General features: G+C 56.3%; 14 protein-coding genes and 1 other RNA gene. 6 read left to right on the top strand and 9 right to left on the bottom strand.

The features are described from left to right. Positions 1 to 12: 12 nt before the first annotated feature. The 3 genes from pheA to gyrA all read right to left on the bottom strand — a co-directional run bounded on the left by pheA (position 13) and on the right by gyrA (position 5,019). The gene (gene pheA / locus AADJ04_RS02635; RefSeq protein WP_044398580.1) at positions 13 to 1,110 is read right to left on the bottom strand and encodes a prephenate dehydratase; all 1,098 of its coding nucleotides are present in this window, start codon (positions 1,108 to 1,110) and stop codon (positions 13 to 15) included. 25 nt (positions 1,111 to 1,135) lie between these two features. Next, positions 1,136 to 2,245, bottom strand: coding sequence for a 3-phosphoserine/phosphohydroxythreonine transaminase (gene serC, locus AADJ04_RS02630; protein WP_341238662.1), 1,110 nt, complete (start codon positions 2,243 to 2,245; stop codon positions 1,136 to 1,138). A 107-nt stretch (positions 2,246 to 2,352) separates the two neighbouring features. Then, complete coding sequence (gyrA, locus tag AADJ04_RS02625) at positions 2,353 to 5,019, bottom strand: DNA gyrase subunit A (RefSeq protein ID WP_341238661.1); 2,667 nt, start codon at positions 5,017 to 5,019, stop codon at positions 2,353 to 2,355. Positions 5,020 to 5,242: 223 nt separating this feature from the next. Between gyrA and ompA the strand changes: the two genes are divergently transcribed. The 6 genes from ompA (at position 5,243) to AADJ04_RS02595 (ending at position 9,677) form a co-directional block, all read left to right on the top strand. Next, complete coding sequence (ompA, locus tag AADJ04_RS02620; RefSeq protein ID WP_066697959.1) at positions 5,243 to 5,890, top strand: outer membrane protein OmpA; 648 nt, start codon at positions 5,243 to 5,245, stop codon at positions 5,888 to 5,890. Positions 5,891 to 5,993: 103 nt separating this feature from the next. Further along, positions 5,994 to 6,704 carry a bifunctional 2-polyprenyl-6-hydroxyphenol methylase/3-demethylubiquinol 3-O-methyltransferase UbiG gene (gene ubiG, locus AADJ04_RS02615; protein WP_341238660.1) on the top strand — a complete coding sequence of 237 codons (711 nt, stop codon included), beginning with the start codon at positions 5,994 to 5,996 and terminating at the stop codon, positions 6,702 to 6,704. 10 nt (positions 6,705 to 6,714) lie between these two features. Continuing rightward, positions 6,715 to 7,380, top strand: coding sequence for a phosphoglycolate phosphatase (gph, locus tag AADJ04_RS02610; RefSeq protein ID WP_198846290.1), 666 nt, complete (start codon positions 6,715 to 6,717; stop codon positions 7,378 to 7,380). Positions 7,381 to 7,392: 12 nt separating this feature from the next. Beyond that, positions 7,393 to 7,779, top strand: a transfer-messenger RNA (tmRNA) gene (gene ssrA / locus AADJ04_RS02605). Between the two features lie 217 nt (positions 7,780 to 7,996). Beyond that, a complete protein-coding gene (locus AADJ04_RS02600) occupies positions 7,997 to 9,244 on the top strand; it encodes an integrase arm-type DNA-binding domain-containing protein (RefSeq protein ID WP_341238659.1) in 1,248 nt (415 codons plus the stop codon). Between the two features lie 40 nt (positions 9,245 to 9,284). Further along, entirely contained in the window at positions 9,285 to 9,677 is a 393-nt protein-coding gene (locus tag AADJ04_RS02595; protein WP_341238658.1) for a nucleotidyltransferase domain-containing protein, read from the top strand. Positions 9,678 to 9,984: 307 nt separating this feature from the next. Here the strand turns inward: AADJ04_RS02595 and AADJ04_RS02590 are convergent, their stop codons facing one another. From AADJ04_RS02590 to AADJ04_RS02565, 6 genes are all read right to left on the bottom strand, one after another. Further along, a complete protein-coding gene (locus tag AADJ04_RS02590; protein WP_341238657.1) occupies positions 9,985 to 10,779 on the bottom strand; it encodes an SIR2 family protein in 795 nt (264 codons plus the stop codon). After that, complete coding sequence (locus AADJ04_RS02585; protein ID WP_341238656.1) at positions 10,776 to 11,336, bottom strand: non-canonical purine NTP pyrophosphatase; 561 nt, start codon at positions 11,334 to 11,336, stop codon at positions 10,776 to 10,778. The genes AADJ04_RS02590 and AADJ04_RS02585 overlap by 4 nt, the downstream gene beginning before the upstream one ends. Beyond that, a complete protein-coding gene (locus AADJ04_RS02580) occupies positions 11,333 to 12,268 on the bottom strand; it encodes an adenosine deaminase (protein WP_341238692.1) in 936 nt (311 codons plus the stop codon). The genes AADJ04_RS02585 and AADJ04_RS02580 overlap by 4 nt, the downstream gene beginning before the upstream one ends. A 1,346-nt stretch (positions 12,269 to 13,614) precedes the next feature. Next, on the bottom strand, positions 13,615 to 14,784 hold the full coding sequence (locus AADJ04_RS02575) for a hypothetical protein (RefSeq protein WP_341238655.1): 1,170 nt from the start codon (positions 14,782 to 14,784) through the stop codon (positions 13,615 to 13,617). An 18-nt stretch (positions 14,785 to 14,802) separates the two neighbouring features. Further along, positions 14,803 to 16,731, bottom strand: coding sequence for a hypothetical protein (locus AADJ04_RS02570; RefSeq protein ID WP_341238654.1), 1,929 nt, complete (start codon positions 16,729 to 16,731; stop codon positions 14,803 to 14,805). A gap of 10 nt (positions 16,732 to 16,741) precedes the next feature. Beyond that, a complete protein-coding gene (locus tag AADJ04_RS02565; RefSeq protein WP_341238653.1) occupies positions 16,742 to 17,380 on the bottom strand; it encodes a hypothetical protein in 639 nt (212 codons plus the stop codon). Positions 17,381 to 17,641 lie beyond the last annotated feature (261 nt).

Below are 17,641 nucleotides of genomic sequence, written 5' to 3'. Positions count from 1 at the left end.
GATCGACTCTCCTCACGCAGTGACCGGGTAGGTACCCAGCACTTTGTAGAAGGCGCACAGGCTGCGCAGTTCTTCCAGCGCCCGGCCTACATGGGGCTGTGCGGGATGCCCGTCCAGGTCGATGTAGAAATAGTATTCCCACTGACCGGTGCGCGCGGGGCGCGACTCAAACCGAGTCATGGATACCCCATGGTTCTTCAGCGGCACCAGCAGGTCATGCACAGCTCCGGGCCGGTTGGGCACCGAAACAATCAGGCTGGTGCAATCTTTGCCGGAAGGTGGTGGGGTCTGCAGCGTGTGCGGCAGGCAAATGATGGCAAACCGCGTGCGGTTGTACGCATCGTCCTGGATGGCGTGCGACACGATGTGCAAGCCAAACTGACTGGCAGCCCGTTCGCTGGACAACGCGGCCCAGGCTGGATTGGTGGTGGCCAGGCGTGCGCCTTCGGCATTGCTGGAAACAGGGCGGCGCTCTGCATGCGGCAAGTGCTTGGAAAGCCATGCCTGGCATTGGGCCAAGGCCTGGGGGTGCGCCAACACCGCTTCGATGTTGTCCAGAGAATTGGTAGTGCGCAGCAGGTTGTGGCGCACCAGCAAGCTCACCTCGCCCACCACATGGGTGGGGGTGTGCAGGAACAAATCCAGTGAACGAGTGACCACGCCTTCAGTGGAGTTTTCAACACCCACCACACCGTACTGGGCGCTACCCGCGGCGGTGGCATGAAAGACTTCGTCGAAGTTAGCGCAATACATCAAGTCGGCCGCGCCGCCAAAGAACTCGATGGCTGCCTGCTCGCAGAAAGTGCCTTCTGGCCCCAGCACGGCGACACGCTGGGGCGATTCAAGCGCCAGGCAGGCCGACATGATTTCGCGCCAGATGGCTGCCACATGCGCGCCCTTGAGTGGGCCTGGGTTGGCTGTGGTGATCTTTTCAATGACCTGGGCAACGCGATCTGGCCGGAAGAATGGCGTGCCTTCGCGCTTCTTGACCTCGCCCACTTGCTCGGCCACCAGCGCCCGCTGGTTCAGCAGCGAGAGCAGTTGCTGGTCGATGGTGTCGATCTGCACGCGCAGGCTGGCGAGATCAGGGGATGCTTGCGGAGTATTCATGGGTGGGGGCGTGGGTGGCAGCCGCTCAGGCGTGCTTTTGTTCAAATTCTCGCATGTAGGTCACCAGCGCCTGAACGCCCTCCAGGGGCATGGCGTTGTAGAGGCTGGCACGCATACCGCCCACGGACTTGTGGCCCTTGAGTTGCAGCAGACCGCGTTCGCGGGCTCCGGTCAGGAATGCCTCGTTGCGGCTTTCATCGCGCAGGAAGAACGGGATGTTCATGCGCGAGCGGCAGTTCACTGCCACTTTGTTCACGTAAAACTGGGAGTTGTCGATGGCGCTGTAAAGCAACTCGGCCTTGGCAATGTTGCGCTGCTCGATGGCGGCGATGCCCGCCAAACCACCTTCGCGCTGGCGCTTGAGCCACTGGAAGGTGAGGCCGGCCATGTAGATGCCCCAGGTGGGCGGTGTGTTGTACATCGACTGGTTGTCCGCGACGATCTTGTAATCGAACGCGCTGGGGCAGATCGGCAGGGCGTGCCCGAGCAGGTCTTCGCGCACAACCACCAGCGTCAGGCCGGCGGGGCCGAGGTTCTTTTGGGCGCCGCCGAACGCGACCCCCACGCGCGACCAGTCCACACCGCGCGAGGCCACGTGGGAAGAGAAGTCGATGACCAACGGTGCATCGCTACCCAGGCTCTGGAGATCCGGCAGTTCATGAAACTCCACCCCGTGGATGGTTTCATTGCTGCACAGGTGTACATAGCTGGCGCCCTTGCTCAGTTGCCATGTTGATGGCGCTGGCAGGGTGGTGAACCCGGACTCTTGTCCCGAGGCCGCAATGCGCGATTCCGATGCGTACTTGAGCGCTTCTTTTTGAGATTTTTGGCTCCAGCCGCCCGTCACCACAAAGTCCACCGTCGCTGCGCGCGAAAGATTCAGCGGAACGATGGCGTTTTCCGCCAAGCCACCGCCTTGCATGAACAGGATCTTGAAATTGGCAGGTACGGCCAGCAGTTCGCGCAGATCGGCTTCGGCCTGCTCGTAAATCGAGATGAATTCCTTGCCCCGGTGGCTCATCTCCATCACGCCCATACCACTGCCGTGCCAGTTGAGCATTTCAGCAGCGGCTTGTTCAAGGACTTCGGCAGGGATGGCGGCCGGGCCGGCGGAGAAGTTGTAGGGGCGGTTCATCGGTTAATGATAAAAAGAGCTTCCGGCGCTTGCTGAGTAAGCGGTAGAAGCTCTGATTTTGATAGCAATTGCAGCCAAGGCTAAAAGCCGTGGCTGCGGCTTGGCGGTCAAGCCTCAGGCGTTGTGCCGCCTTCGCTGGCGTTACCGCCTTCAGATTCATCACCAGCCTCTGTGGCTGAATCCGGCGCGTTGGCATCGTTTTCCACAATGCGCTGCAGGCCGCTGAGCTTGGAGCCTTCGTCCAGTGCAATCAGCGTCACGCCCTGCGTGGCGCGGCCCAGCTCGCGGATCTCGCTCACACGGGTGCGCACCAGCACGCCCTTGTCGGTGATCAGCATGATCTCGTCGTCAGCATGCACCAGCGTGGCGGCAACGACCTTGCCATTGCGCTCGCTTTGCTGGATGGCGATCATGCCCTTGGTGCCACGGCCGTGGCGCGTGTATTCGACGATGCTGGTGCGTTTGCCATAGCCGTTTTCGGTGGCGGTGAGCACGCTTTGGCTTTCGTCTTCGGCCACCAGCATGGCGATCACGCTCTGGCCTTCTTCCAGCATCATGCCGCGCACACCGCGCGCCGCACGGCCCAGCGGACGCACATCGTTTTCGTCAAAGCGCACGGCCTTGCCGCCGTCGCTGAACAGCATCACGTCATGTTTGCCATCGGTGAGGGCCGCGCCGATCAGGTAGTCGCCGTCATCCAGGTTCACGGCAATGATGCCGCCCTTGCGGGGGTTGTTGAACTCGTCCAGCGCTGTCTTCTTCACGGTGCCCATGCTGGTTGCCATGAACACAAAGTGGTCGGCAGGGAAGCTGCGCATGTCGCCGGTGAGCGGCAGCACCACGTTGATCTTCTCGCCGTCTTGCAGGGGGAACATGTTGACGATAGGGCGGCCACGCGATCCACGCGAGCCTGCTGGCACTTCCCACACCTTGAGCCAGTACAGGCGGCCGCGGTTGGAGAAGCACAGGATGTAGTCGTGCGTGTTGGCGATGAAGAGCTGGTCGATCCAGTCGTCTTCTTTCGTAGCCGTAGCCTGCTTGCCGCGGCCGCCACGCTTTTGGGCGCGGTATTCGGACAGGGGCTGGCTCTTGATGTAGCCGGTGTGGCTCAGCGTCACCACCATGTCGGTGGGGGTGATCAGGTCTTCGGTGGAGAGGTCCTGCGCACTGTATTCCACGATGGAGCGGCGTGCGCCCAGCTTGTGCTGGCCGAACTCCTGCTTGATCGATGTGAGCTCTTCGCCAATGATGGTCGAGACACGCTCGGGCTTGGCCAGGATGTCCAGCAGGTCTTCAATGACCGCCATGACTTCCTTGTACTCGGCCACGATCTTGTCTTGCTCCAGGCCCGTGAGGCGCTGCAGGCGCATCTGCAGGATTTCCTGTGCCTGCGTTTCAGACAGTCGGTACAGGCCGTCCTGGCCCATGCCGAATTCTTTTTCCAGGCCCTCAGGGCGATAGTCGTCGGCGTTGATCACGCCGCCATCGGCGCGCGTGCGGGTCAGCATCTCGCGCACCAGTTTGCTGTCCCAAGAGCGGGTCATCAGCTCAGCCTTGGCCACTGGGGGGGTGGGGGCGTTGCGGATGATGGCAATGAAATCGTCAATGTTGGCCAATGCCACGGCCAAGCCTTCGAGTACGTGCCCGCGATCACGGGCTTTGCGCAGCTCGAACACCGTGCGGCGTGTCACCACTTCGCGGCGGTGCTGCAGGAAGACGCTGATCAGGTCCTTGAGGTTGCACAGGCGGGGTTGGCCGTCAATCAGCGCCACCATGTTCATGCCGAATGTGTCCTGCAGCTGCGTCTGCTTGTACAGGTTGTTCAGCACCACCTCGGGCACTTCGCCGCGCTTGAGTTCGATCACCAGGCGCATGCCGGATTTGTCCGACTCGTCCTGGATGTGGCTGATGCCTTCGATTTTCTTCTCGTGCACCAGCTCGGCCATGCGCTCCTGCAACGTCTTCTTGTTGACCTGGTAGGGCAGCTCGTCCACGATGATCGCCTGGCGCTGGCCACGGTCGATGTCCTCGAAGTGGCACTTGGCACGCATCACCACCTTGCCGCGCCCGGTGCGATAGCCATCCTTCACACCATTGATGCCGTAGATGATCCCGGCCGTGGGGAAGTCAGGCGCGGGAATGATCTCCATCAGCTCATCAATGGAAGCATCCGGGTTGCGCAGCATGTGCAGGCAGGCATCCACCACTTCGTTCAGGTTGTGCGGTGGAATATTGGTGGCCATGCCCACCGCAATACCTGCTGACCCATTCACCAGCAGGTTGGGCAGCTTGCTGGGCAATACCAGCGGCTCTTTTTCGCTGCCGTCGTAGTTGGGGCCGAAATCGACCGTTTCCTTGTCGATGTCGCCCAGCATTTCGTGAGCAATTTTGGCCAGGCGGATTTCGGTGTACCGCATGGCAGCGGCGTTGTCGCCGTCCACCGAGCCGAAGTTGCCCTGACCGTCCACCAGCATGTGACGCAATGAGAAGTCTTGCGCCATCCGCACGATGGTGTCGTACACCGCCGAGTCTCCGTGGGGGTGGTACTTACCAATCACGTCGCCAACGATACGGGCCGACTTTTTATAGGGTCGGTTCCAGTCGTTGTTGAGTTCGTGCATTGCGTAAAGCACGCGCCGGTGCACCGGCTTCAAGCCGTCTCGTGCGTCAGGCAAGGCCCGGCCTACGATCACGCTCATCGCGTAATCGAGGTAACTGCGCCGCATTTCTTCTTCAAGACTGATCGGCAGGGTTTCTTTGGCAAACTGGGTCATTTGGACGGCGGAGGCAGCAAAGGAGAGCCATTTTAGGCTTAGATGCTTGTAGCGCCCGAGCAACATATGAGGGCTATTGCGGTTTTGTCCTACGGTGCCTTATGAAGTAGAGCCGCTTTTCGCCTGTTACGTATGGCACAATCGTTTCAACGTTTTTGGTGGTGGTCACCCTAAGCGTCCTGATTCGCAGCGCGGCTGCGGCTTTTTCCCCAAGAGGAGAACCATGAAGAAACTGAACAAAGTGGCGATGTTGTTTGCCTCTGCAGCGCTCGCAACCGCCGCTGGCGCACAAACTGTAGACAACTGGAAGAACGGTTCCGGCGATCTGGTCTGGAAGAACGGCACCAACGAACTGTGCTGGCGCGATGCCAACTGGACGCCTGCTACGGCAGCTCCTGGCTGTGACGGCGCTATCGCTGCCAAGCCAGCTGCAGCCCCTGCAGCCGCACCTGCAGCAGCCCCTGCAGCTCCCGCCGCCGCGGCTCCTGCCGCAGCAGCCCCCGCTGTTGCCGCTCAAAAGGTTACCTACGCTGCTGACGCATTCTTCGACTTCGACAAGTCGGTCCTGAAGGCAGAAGGCAAGGCCAAGTTGGACGATCTGGTCTCCAAGGTCAAGGGTATCAACCTGGAAGTGATCATCGCTGTGGGTCACACTGACTCCGTGGGTTCCGATGCTTACAACCAAAAGCTGTCTGTGCGTCGTTCCGAAGCTGTGAAGGCTTACTTGGTGTCCAAGGGCATCGAAAAGAACCGCGTGTACACCGAAGGCAAGGGCGAAAAGCAACCTGTGGCTGACAACAAGACTGCCGAAGGCCGCGCCAAGAACCGTCGCGTGGAAATCGAAGTGGTCGGCACCCGTGCTACCAAGTAATCTCTGATTACTCCAAAAAAAGCCCCGGTGACGGGGCTTTTTTTATGTCCAGATGATTTGTACATCCTCGATAGGGCATAGGTCCTTGGGGGAAAATGGCGATATGACTGAAGCACTCAACGCAGACCCTGCAGAATTGGCCAAGTTCTCAGACTTGGCCCACCACTGGTGGGACCCAGAGAGCGAATTCAAGCCTCTGCACCAAATCAATCCTCTTCGCTTGGACTGGATTCACGCCCTTGCTGACCTGAACCAGAAACGAGTTCTGGACGTTGGCTGTGGGGGCGGGATATTGGCAGACTCCATGGCGCGCAAAGGAGCAAATGTCACCGGGATTGACCTGGCATCCAAGTCACTTAGGGTTGCGCAGTTACATGCCTTGGAAACAGGCACTCCGAATATTCAATACCGGGAAATCAGTGTCGAGGCGCTCGCGCAAGAGCAGCCCGCCAGCTTTGATGTGGTGACTTGCATGGAAATGCTGGAGCATGTTCCAGATCCCGCCTCTGTGGTGCGGGCCTGCGCTGAATTGGTGAAACCCGACGGATGGGTGTTCTTCTCGACTTTGCACCGCAGTGCCAAGGCTTTCATGCTCGCTATCGTAGGGGCGGAATATGTTCTCAACATGCTGCCCCGTGGCACCCACGAATATGCCAAGATGATTCGACCCAGTGAGTTGGCCGCTAGCTGCCGCGAGGCAGGGTTGGACCTGGTTGGCACAAAAGGGATGGAATACAACCCGATAACCCAGCGGTATGCCCTGACTACAGACACCAGCGTCAACTACATGCTGGCAGCACGCAAGTTTTCCTGAAATCCACGCTATGTTCAAAAACGTTGCTGCTGTCCTGTTTGACTTGGATGGAACCTTGGTGGACAGCGCGCCCGATCTTGGGGCTGCGGCTGACAAGATGCGAACGGATCGAGGCTTGACGTCTTATTCCTTGGATCACTACCGGCCCATGGCTGGCGCTGGGGCGCGGGGCATGTTGCACAAGGCGTTTGACATGACGCCTGAGCACCCCGACTTTCCCGCCATGCGTGAAGAGTTCTTCGTCAATTATGAGAACCGGTTGACCGAGTTGACCTCGGTATTCGACGGTGTGGAGCATTTGTTGCAATCTCTTCAGGCCCGAGGTTTGCCTTGGGGCATCGTTACCAACAAATCTGCCCGCTTTACTGATCCGCTGGTGCGGGCCACTGCGCTGTTTGCATCCGCTGGTGTGGTGATCAGTGGTGACACGACACCCCACGCCAAACCGCATCCGGCTCCGCTACTGGAAGCGGCTAGGCGCCTGGGAGTGGAGCCTATCCGCTGTGTCTACGTCGGTGATGATGAGAGAGACATCGTGGCAGGGCATGCTGCGGGCATGTCTACTGTGAGCGCAACATACGGCTACTTGGGTGCGCATTCCGATGTTTCCAGCTGGAATGCGCATGCTTCAATTAATTCTCCAGTCGAGCTCTTGCAATGGATCGCTGTGGCCTAAAATAGGACGCATGGGGCTGTCCTGGTTTCGACGTGGGTTCGGAATCGGTGTGGTGCATGTCGAGCTTGAGTCACGCTCGTAAATCTCGATTTAAAAAACTAACTGCAAACGACGAACGTTTCGCACTCGCTGCTTAATTGCCAGTGAGCCTTGCAACAGTTGGCCGATGGGCTGGGCAAGGGGGTTCTGAGCAATCAGTGCCTCCCGGCTGCAAGGATAATTACATGGGCTGGCCTTGATCCGGGTACCTTGGGTCGAGGTAAGAAAATAGGGTGCTGGCTGTGGGTGTAGCGTGCGACTGCGCGATATTCATGGCGAGATTTAAAACAGACCGCTAAACATGTAGATCTGCTCGATGAAGGCTGACGGACGCGGGTTCAATTCCCGCCAGCTCCACCACCCACCTGTATAAAGGGGTTCAATGAAGTTCATTGAACCCCTTTTTCTTTTGTTAAATCAACAACTTAGAGTCTTATGTCGTCTAAGGAGATTTAGCTGCTGCTAATGCTTGGTGGGGGAACGAGTGGGGGAACAAAGCGGGGGTAATGGTAAATTTACCCCCATTGTTCCCCCACTTCCCTCTGTGGAGGGCTTTCTAAAGAGGCTTTGTTTCCCCATGTTGACTGATGCTCAGTGCAGAAACGCTACTTGTTCCCCCGGCGCTAAAAGAGAGAGATATGCAGATTCAGGAGGTCTGTACTTGGAGGTTAGCCCTGCAGGCTCTCGTCGTTGGTTTTGGAAGTATCGCAAGGACGGTAAAGAGGGACGTCTAGCTTTGGGTAGCTACCCCCAGGTCAGTCTGACGGCTGCACGCAGAGCGCGTGACGCGGCTAGACTCCAAAAAGCAGAAGGTGTCGATCCGGCCAAGGCAAGAAAAGTTGAAAAGCTGGTCAACCCTACCGGCGTTGGCAGCACCTTCAAGGCCGTAGCGCTTGAATGGCACGGCAAGCAGGTCGCCCGCTGGAGTCCCAGTCATGCTAAGCGAATGTTCAGTCAGCTAGAAAGAGACCTTTTTCCTTGGATTGGCGATCGAGAGATGTCTGAAATCCAGCCGATGGAACTGTTGGCCGTTCTTCAAAAAGTTGAAGCCCGAGGTGCTCTTGAGACAGCTGACAGAGCACTCATGCTGTGTCGTCAAATTTGGCGCTACTGGCTCCCCACAGCCACAAATACACAACGAGACATCACAGAAGGTCTGAAAGCACGGCTGACACCATACCGAGGGACCAACTTTCCTGCGATAGTCGAGCCAGAACGCTTTGGCGATCTATTGCGCGCCATGTATGCCTATAAAGGCGGGCCATTTGTTCGCACAGCGTTGCTGCTAGCTCCTTTGCTTTACCAGCGCCCAGGCAATCTGCGAACAATGGAATGGGCTGAGTTGGATTTGGATGCTGCCCTTTGGACCATTCCTAGTGCGAAGATGAAGCGCACCGTCGAGGAAAAAGAAAAGGGCGAGCCTCATGTTGTTCCACTGCCGAAGCAAGCAGTAGCGTTACTGCGCGAACTTTTGCCACTGAGTGGACGTGGGAAGTATGTTTTCCCTGGGCAGAGAGATCACGATCGCCCAATGTCAGACAACTCGGTACGCACCGCGCTGTACAGCTTAGGTTATGGCGATGAGCAAAGTTGGCATGGTTTTCGCGCCAGCGCCAGAACGATGATGGTAGATCAGCTTGACCTCGATCCACTTGCTATTGAGGCCAATCTTGCACACGCTGTCAAAGATTCCAACGGTCGGAGTTACAACCGAACCAAGTACTTGGCAAAAAGATTTGAACAAATACAGCAGTGGGCTGATTACCTCGACCAATTGCGTATCGCGAGCAATGTGCCCAACCGAACAAAACTTCAGGTCGCATGACTGCGAGATGCAATAACCTAATGATTATTAAGAGGATGCAATGAACTACGCAGCTATGCTCTTGCAGCTTCAAAAGACTATACCCAGCTTGTCTGCGCTATACGTGTTTGGATCGCAAGCCTCAGGCCTTGCGGGTCCAGACAGTGACCTAGACTTGGCGGTGTTGGCAGATGGGCCACTTGACACAGAGGAGCTTTGGGATTCGAGCAATCAGCTGGCCAGTATTGCCAACTGTCATGTTGATTTACTTGACTTGCGCGCTGCGTCCACTGTGATGCAGTACCGAATCATCACTACTGGTACGCGTTTATGGAATAAGGGCAGCCAAGCTGCACTATATGAATGTTTCATTCTCAGCGCTAAAACTGCACTCGATGAAGCCCGTGCGGGGTTGCTGCAAGACATTGAAAGAACTGGCAAAGTCTATGTTTGATGAAGTCCTGATGCTGCCACTTAAAAGGTGTAGTTATTAGAAATACGAGGAGCAGCTAGTACAAGGCGTATTGCAGAGCCAGCGCTAGCAGTGAGCTAAGAACTCCAGAAAAAAGGTGCAACATCAGTACTTCGATTTGCAGATGTGACCGGCAGCATCGCTGCATAGGAGAAGTAGCAGCGGCAGGCTGCTTCAGGCTGATTACGGATCTTGATGTGAATCGACCCTCTTGATGGTCCATCAGGATGGCTGCAGCAACAGGGATATGTATTTCCCCATCATGCTCATGAAGTGTTTGACGACCTTGTTAGGTAATGAGATTTTGGAGGAAGTTAGTAAGAGCCTTCTTGGGATCATCCTCGTCAGACACGATCATCTCGATACCCCATTGCCTCAGCACTTCTTCTGCTGCTGGGTTTGGGCGATGAGTGAAGACGTAGGACTTGGGTCTAACGGAGGCTAGCGGTGAACGTCCCCACATTTCCGTCAGTCGATAGAACAGAAGACGGATGTTGAAGTCCGTCAGGCTATAGCCGATGAAGAGGACGGAATTGCTCAGTACGTCGTTGCGTAGCTTGATATCCAGTGGCGTATCGAAGTTCAGTCGTTGGTAGTAGCTGGTTTCATCGAGAACGATCGACTCGTCGGCGGCAAAGTCGCCATGGAACTTGATGATCTGCCGGTGCCCCTCCCTAGCGGCGACCATGTCCGCTACGCTGGCAATCCTGTCGTACTTCACGCCAAACTCAGCGTGGGCGATTTCAAGCCAACGATCGTAGTTTGTGGTGTAGATTCGTGAGAAATTCCCCTGAGTGATCAATCTATGAATATCAGACGCCTTGATGTCTGTGGATGGCTTATGCCACTCCCGATCCATCCAGCTTCGCAACTCGCCGAGTCCGCCCCTCTTCTTTTTGTAAAACTCAGCAAGGGTCTGGTAGTTCCCGTAGGTGGCAAACACTTCCGGGTCATAGCCTAGTTCCTTCGCGATCTGCGAAATTAACTGGCCCCAACTTGGCAAGCCAAGGTTCGCGGATACTCCCGCACCAGCGAACAGCATCAGCTTGCCGCAGCGGTGCGCTTCAAGAAGTTCTGCTTTCATCTCATAACTTTCGTAGCGTTCAGGTGGGCGGCGAACTTATCCAACGCTTTACGGCGCATTGAGATGTTGTCTTTGTCGGTGCCCATCTCGGCAAATGTCATCGTGCTGCCGTCAGGGATGAAGACGCAGTCCCACTGAAAGTCCTCCGGGCCGGCAGGCATGCGAGGAACAGTGCCTTCGATGGCGCCCTCGAACAGGTGTATTTCGCGCCCGTCGCAGTACCCGAGCACAGTCTTTGCTGTGACCTTGTCATCACCAAGGCCAGCCACGAGGTTAGCAAAGCGCGTGGCTTCTAGATGATCCCAAAATATCTGAGTCAAGCCTGCGGGGAGGTCGTTTAGTCCCCCAAGGTACAGTCCTGTGTGCTCAACAAACAGTGGGCGGCCGATTTCTTGGAAGGCCTTGATCAGTTTGTCCCTTACGAGAGCTTGGACGTCTTGCGTCTGCAGTTCCTCGATCTTTCTGGATACCGGAACGATGTCCACGCCGACTGGGGTAAGGATGCGTTGCACTTCCTCAATCTTGTGTTTGTTGCCGGACATAAATCGAATCTTCAATTCAGACCCTCCATGAATGAAAAACGTTTGGCGACCTCGTACTGCTGCAGCATGTCGCAGATGGAGAGTCCCTCGGTCATGGCTGCAGCCTGGTCGTCGATCAAGCCGCGTTGATGGATTGCAGGGTTGTCGGAGCAAATCACGAACGGCACGCCGTGGCGCCGGAATTCCTGCAAAGGGTGTGCCTCATTGCGAGGAACTGCACCTGTGAGTCGGTTACTGATCGGACAAACCTCGATGCAAACCTCCTTGGCGGACAACAGATCTAGCAGATAAGGATCCTTGCCAGCAGCCGTGCCGTGGCCGATCCGATCTGCGTGAAACAGTTCCACGGCCGTACGGACGTTCTCCACGCGGCCGGTCTCTCCGGCATGGATGGTAATGCCGAGGCCGTACCGCTCCTTGGCCTCTCGAAACATTGTGGGTAACTCGGCTGAGAAAGGAATCTCTTCATCTCCGGCAAGGTCGAGTCCCACGACATCCTTGGGCCGTCCGAGATCCTCATATGCCTGCAAGAGGGTGGAGAGATTGGAGGCGCTATAGTCACCTCGCGTCACGGTGAGGATCAAGCCCCGCTGGATGCCGTAGTGCTGAGCCGCGTTGCCGGTCGATTCGACGAGATGTTCCAATGCTTGCACAGGCGTGCAATTCTGAAGTCCGGTCAGATACAAAACGCTGCTGCGAAGCTCAACAAACCGAACGGAGTGCTCTGCTAGGTTAGCAAGAATAGCGTGGGAGAGGCGATCGAGGTTTATGCGTTTCTTGGGGAAGAGTCGCAGCACCTGCCAAGGCGTGAGATATTCCGTCAGCGAATTGCACGGCCTCAGGCGGACCATATCACGCTCGAAATCAAATCCATTCGGAAGCGACGTTGCCTCATCGGCCAGGATGTCTCGGATGGTCGACAAAGGTATTGCGCCGTTCATGTGCACGTGTAGCTCACCTCGGTTATGCACGTGCGCTTGTGCTCCGTCGTCATCTGCGCTTTCAGATCCAGCCAATATCCCAGGCAGATCAAGTTGCCGTTGAATCAATCTCTCTCCCTGAATCTTCTTCTGGGCGTTTGCCCTTTTTTGAGTTTAGCGTCAGATCTGCTACGCGCGGCTATCGGATTGCAACATAAGCCGAGTCGCTTTGACCGTTTTGATGCATTAACTGCGCGCGCTCGACAGTCGATTTTGATACATTTTGTCGCAAATGACTTATATTTCGCGGGAGATGTCAGCTTTCGGCTCTCCTGGAATATCAAGGCTGGGTTGCCGCCGTTCACCTCAGAGGTACCAATGACTGCTGCTACCGAAAGCAGTCATTGCCCAAGGACTTTCGAGAAGGTCCGCTCTACCCCTTAAAGCTGCCAGTGGAATCTGACCATTGCCAAGTGACTGCTTTGGCGTGTGCTGACCTTGTGCTATCGACCCATTGCTGCCGTCCCTGCCTCATGAACCTATGTCCGTTGTACAGCGATTCCGGCCGGAGGCAAGCAAGGTGTTGATGGCGACTGTGGGGCAGAAGCGAACCCTCAGGCCCCTGGCAGGCTAGTCTAGGTGCAAGCGCTGCAAGACCGATTACCGAGATAAGGAGGCAGGGGTCGCGCGGTTACCAGGCACACGAAGGAACAGAACCGTTCGCACATCATTCGGAGAGATCTTTCGCCTGATAACTCCAAAACACTCCGTGACATGCGGCAGGCCTGGCTCCCTAAGCGAAAGGTCCAAGGTTGCAAGCACTCCAAGACGTACATCAGTCGCCGTGTAGGCAGATGCCTGTTTGGAGTGAGGACGGACGCTAAAACGCGACCACCGCGTCAGCGTTGCTCTCTTGACCTCAAGAATGAACCTGAATCCGTCCAGTGGCAGGTAGATATCAGTTCGTCCACTGGCTACTCCTGGCACCTCCAACAAGACTGAAGGCATAACACCCAAGAGATAGTTGTAGAGGTCAAATTGAAGCTCGGACTCGCCCGGTAGCTTTGAGCGGTCATGAACTCGTGACAGGTACGCCATATGTCCATGAAATGCGCTGGCATCAGTGCGTGATGTGAGAAACTTGCAGAGACGGACGACGAGCAAGTCAAACCAGCTCTTCACTTTGCCTGTGTAGTCAGGGGCCCCATCCAGGCGTTTACGGACCTTATCTACCATGCCTTGCTCAATGACGGACAAAGGCACAACAGCTATGGCATGGCCCTTCAAAAAGGACACAATAGTCTCAGTGTCCTGGGTGCCTAGACTGGCCGTTACGCTCTCGAGAAGGTCGGATGGCCATGTCGCCGCCTTCTCTAGTGTTTTCCCGGCGAAGCACTTAAGCTTGCTAGGCGCGACTCAATCAAGCTCCGACCTTGGGTGGAGAGTATCGAGGAAGCACTCCCCTGGAGCCAAGTCTTCATCATTCCGACCAAGCGTCCTTGCTGCGCGGCAGGGCTAAAGCCCGATGGAGAGCGATATTCATTAGACTCGTTACCTGGCACCCTGACGGCCCGAACCTTCTCGAACAGCTGGATAGCTCCAGCCAAAAATGAAAAGGGGTCTTGCTTTTGGGTGCCGTTGAGCGTCGAAAGTAAGGGGACCCACTCCAGCTCAGCTTCGGGCGGTGGATGAAGCCAAGCGGCACCTGCGCGTGACGGGTTGTAGGCAACAACCCACTGGGCTGCATCATTGAGAGCAGTAAGGTCGGGAGCCTGTTGATCCTCAGAGAACCGGAGGGCATGTGCGAGCGCAGCTGCTACAGTGCCGTACATTCTGGCCCGTGGCGCCTCCTCGGCAAATTTTGCGCTCTCGTCAAACCAGAGTGCAGATTTTGCGAGACATGCGCTCATAGAGGCGAAATCCTCGCTTCTAAAGGCGTTCGCCATCTCCACGAACCCCAACTCCTGCCTCGCCTCAACTCCACACACTAAGCTCTGGGATAGAGTCACGAGCGAATCGACGGCGTGAGTCCAATTCAAGTGGTCGTGAAGTACCGAAACAATGCGGCAAAGCTTTGCTTTTACCCAGTCGTCGTCGATATCGACCAGGCGCATCACGCCAGAGATCGCGAGCGGTCCGTACTGTGACGCTCGCAGGGCAAAGCGTGTGAGCCCAGCGACAGCCTCAATTCGTATAGCAAGCGATGAGTCGTCGTCACCAGTTCGACCATCCAGCGCTTTGGCATAGGGGCCGAGCTCTTCGCAACCGCTCTCTGCTATGGCGTCGATAGCGTGAATCAGCGCATCTCGCCACTGGTTGCGCTTAAGGCCAAAACAGATTGTCCGGGTGACCGATACAGGGTCGTCCAGATCCTGCCATACCTTGAAGAGCATCTCTACGACATCGCCAAAAAGTGGAGAGGTGACGAGCGCCTCCCCCTCAGCCATCAGCTCAGCTTCGGAGAAATCTTGGTCAGAGATATAGCCACCCTCCGACAGAGTCGCGATAAGGCGATCCTGTAACGGAGTTTGTGCAGTCCACATACGGTCGTTCCGCCCTGATCACCAGAGCGTTTTGCCAGCTGCTGCCAGCAGGCATCGCTCTTCAGGGAAGTGCTGCAGGGCACGAGCCGTGCCACGGAAGGCCATGAACAACTGAAGGTTCACATCAGCAGCTAGCTCCGAGAGGGCTGCGAGCATCTCTTCAATGTTCGCGTCCGCCATCTCTTCCTTAGCCGGTGAGTCGATGATGAGCAATCCGGGGTGACGGCCAGCACCAAACTGCTGCGATGCCTGCAGAAGGGCGATGACAGTCGCGATGCGTACGCGCAGGCGTTCGCCAGATGCGAGTTTCCCAAAAGTCGATTCACTGCCGCCCTTGTGGATTTCCACGTTGGCATTTCGCTTCAGGACCACCTGCTCAACATCGCGCATACCCAGGCGAACGAGCAAGTCCTTGATCAGCTCCCCGCTACGTTCAAGCATCTCTTTCGCAGCGTTCTCTACCTCGGTCTTTGCGACTTCAGTGGCATGCGAAAGAATGACAAGTTCATCTTCCTCTCCGCCATCAGCCTGTACAAGCGTCTTGATGGCCTCGATAGTGCCTTGAAGACGAGCGGCTTCCAACTGGAGCTTCTGCTCTTCCAACGCTGTACCTGAGGCCGATAACCTTGCAAGAATGAACGCCGTCTCATCCAAATCCTTGCGGCTCTTCTCGAAGCTCTGATTGAGTTCGCCTGCCTTTTGAGTGACTGCCTTGAGGTCTCGCGTTAACTTCGCGATAGCTTTCGTGAGGTTGGTTTTCAGGGCTTCATAGTCGATCGCGATGCCTTCCTCGACTTGGGTAAGGCACACGGCGCATGCTCCTGTAGTGCGTTCATTTTTCTGCCTAGCCGCACTGAAGGCCTGGGTACACCGCGGGCAGCAGGTAGGAGAAAGCCTCCCCAGAAACCGCGTAGCCGCCGCTTCCTCCTCAATTGCTAGAAGTTCGCGCTTCTTCGTTAGGAGTTCCTCTTGTCCAGCGGCGACCTCCGCATTGACAACAGTAGTAGCTACCTTTAGCGAGGTCACTTGGTATTCGAGGCCTGTGAAGGCCTTGCGGACCTTTTCGAGCTCTGCAAGAGCGGTTTCGCGCGCCTGACCAGAGGCAATAAGTCTGGCGATCTCGGCAAGCCGCTCTTCCATCTGGCCCACAGTCCGATTGCCAAATTGCGCAAGTTTGCGCTTGCGGGCTTGCACCAGCGAGTCCGCTACGCGCTTTGCTGCCCGGGCTTGGAACAAGGTCGTTGCCCAAGGGATCCCCAAGAAGACCTGAAGCAACCTTTGGGCATGGTCTGTGCCGACTGTGTCCCCAATGAGCGCCGTGCTGTCGCTGTCGAAAAGAAGGGCCCCTGTATAGGCAGCCCATCCGTCCGAGTACATGACAGTCTTCTCTTGCGAAGCGATCTCGCGTGAAGTCGCGATAGGCTCGAGATGAAGGGCATCAAGCATGACGCTGTTCATTTGGGCCTTAAAGGACTCCGGCGAAGCGAAAGCTAAAGAATGGATGATGCTTCCATCCTGGTTGAGCAGGTCAATGTTTCCGTGAGGCTTGCCGCCATTGACCTCGAACACCACTCGCACATGGCGCTCACCTGCCAGGAATTCGGCATGTACATGCTCCAGCCAACCCTGGACAGTGGTTGTCAAAGATTTCGGCTCGCCACGCAGTGCCCAAAGCATCACCTGAAGGACACTGGACTTCCCTGCAAAGTTGGAGTCGGTGGCGATAACGTTGACTCCCAGTTCGTTAGGAGCCCAGTGGAAGCTGAAAGGCTGAACGTCGCCCAATATATTTTTATGACCAGAGAAGGCAAGCTTCTTAAGACGCAAGGACTTCGCAATGGGAGGCGTGGGCGAGTCGACGATGTTGTGGCGCGCGAGAACCGCTAGCACCTCGTCGAGCTTCCGCCCGGAGCTTGCAGCTACCTTGTCAGCATATGTTTCACTCAACCTAGTCTCCTCACTTGAGTTCATCCAATCGTTTTTTCACTCGAGCACTGATGGGCCCAATGACGTGACCCCAGCGTGCCTCGTCGTACTCAGCTTGCTCATACTGTCGCTTCTTGAGCTCTTCCCCACTAGCAGCCCCCGCTACCAATGCAACCAGCGCCGCTCTATCGCGGTACCAAGCAAGGTGGGAAGACTCAGTCGCAAGCTGGTCGCAAAGCTTCCTTCCCTCCTCCAAGAGGAAAAAATCGGTGCGGCCAATAGTCCCCTCGGGCTTGACGACGCGCTTGACACTAGCCAAACCCAATGAAACCAAATGGGACATTGAGTCATCAATCCGTTCCCATGCACCAAAGAAAAACCGCATCATGTGCATTCGACGTACGTCAGGCTCGTCGCCCCTCATGACTTTAAAGGCCTCATTTAGATAGCCTTCATCTGGAGCCTTCTCGTGCATGACAAGAAGTTCTGCAGCTAGATAGTCCGGACAACGCACCCAAAAATCCAGCGCCTGAAGCCGTTTCTCGGCCTTGATTACAGCGACAGACCCGTTGGGAGCCCCTGAACCAGGCTTGGTGCCAGCTTTGTCAAGAATGAAAAGAATCCGGACCGCATCCCGCTTACGAGTCGTGTGTTCAAGTGCGCGCTCCACGCTATCCCCCCAAAAAACTAGGAGCCCTTTTTACAAGGATCTGTAACCCAATGATACATAGAACATATTGGCAATGGGCCATTGTCAAAATGAGGGATCCTTGATGATGATCCGTAATGGACGCACTGACATCTCCTAACCTGTTTCGCTGAACGTCTCTGTTCAACTTGAAACAGTCGCCTGCGGGAATAATTTTAGGACTGCATCTGGCCGACTACGGCACTTTAAAGCTAACCCAGTTAGCAGCCGTTCGCCAGCGAA

Source organism: uncultured Acidovorax sp. (assembly GCF_964021665.1).
In the GTDB taxonomy this organism is placed as follows: domain Bacteria; phylum Pseudomonadota; class Gammaproteobacteria; order Burkholderiales; family Burkholderiaceae_C; genus Acidovorax; species Acidovorax temperans.
The sequence above is the reverse complement of the archived record's forward strand: the minus strand, read 5'-3'. Positions and strand labels throughout refer to the sequence as shown.

Excerpts from the sequence above, each read along its gene's own strand:
- pheA (WP_044398580.1), bottom strand. The coding sequence starts at position 1,110 with ATGAATACTCCGCAAGCATCCCCTGATCTCGCCAGCCTGCGCGTGCAG.
- serC (WP_341238662.1), bottom strand. The coding sequence starts at position 2,245 with ATGAACCGCCCCTACAACTTCTCCGCCGGCCCGGCCGCCATCCCTGCC.
- gyrA (WP_341238661.1), bottom strand. The coding sequence starts at position 5,019 with ATGACCCAGTTTGCCAAAGAAACCCTGCCGATCAGTCTTGAAGAAGAA.
- ompA (WP_066697959.1), top strand. The coding sequence starts at position 5,243 with ATGAAGAAACTGAACAAAGTGGCGATGTTGTTTGCCTCTGCAGCGCTC.
- ubiG (WP_341238660.1), top strand. The coding sequence starts at position 5,994 with ATGACTGAAGCACTCAACGCAGACCCTGCAGAATTGGCCAAGTTCTCA.
- gph (WP_198846290.1), top strand. The coding sequence starts at position 6,715 with ATGTTCAAAAACGTTGCTGCTGTCCTGTTTGACTTGGATGGAACCTTG.
- AADJ04_RS02600 (WP_341238659.1), top strand. The coding sequence starts at position 7,997 with ATGTTGACTGATGCTCAGTGCAGAAACGCTACTTGTTCCCCCGGCGCT.
- AADJ04_RS02595 (WP_341238658.1), top strand. The coding sequence starts at position 9,285 with ATGAACTACGCAGCTATGCTCTTGCAGCTTCAAAAGACTATACCCAGC.
- AADJ04_RS02590 (WP_341238657.1), bottom strand. The coding sequence starts at position 10,779 with ATGAAAGCAGAACTTCTTGAAGCGCACCGCTGCGGCAAGCTGATGCTG.
- AADJ04_RS02575 (WP_341238655.1), bottom strand. The coding sequence starts at position 14,784 with ATGTGGACTGCACAAACTCCGTTACAGGATCGCCTTATCGCGACTCTG.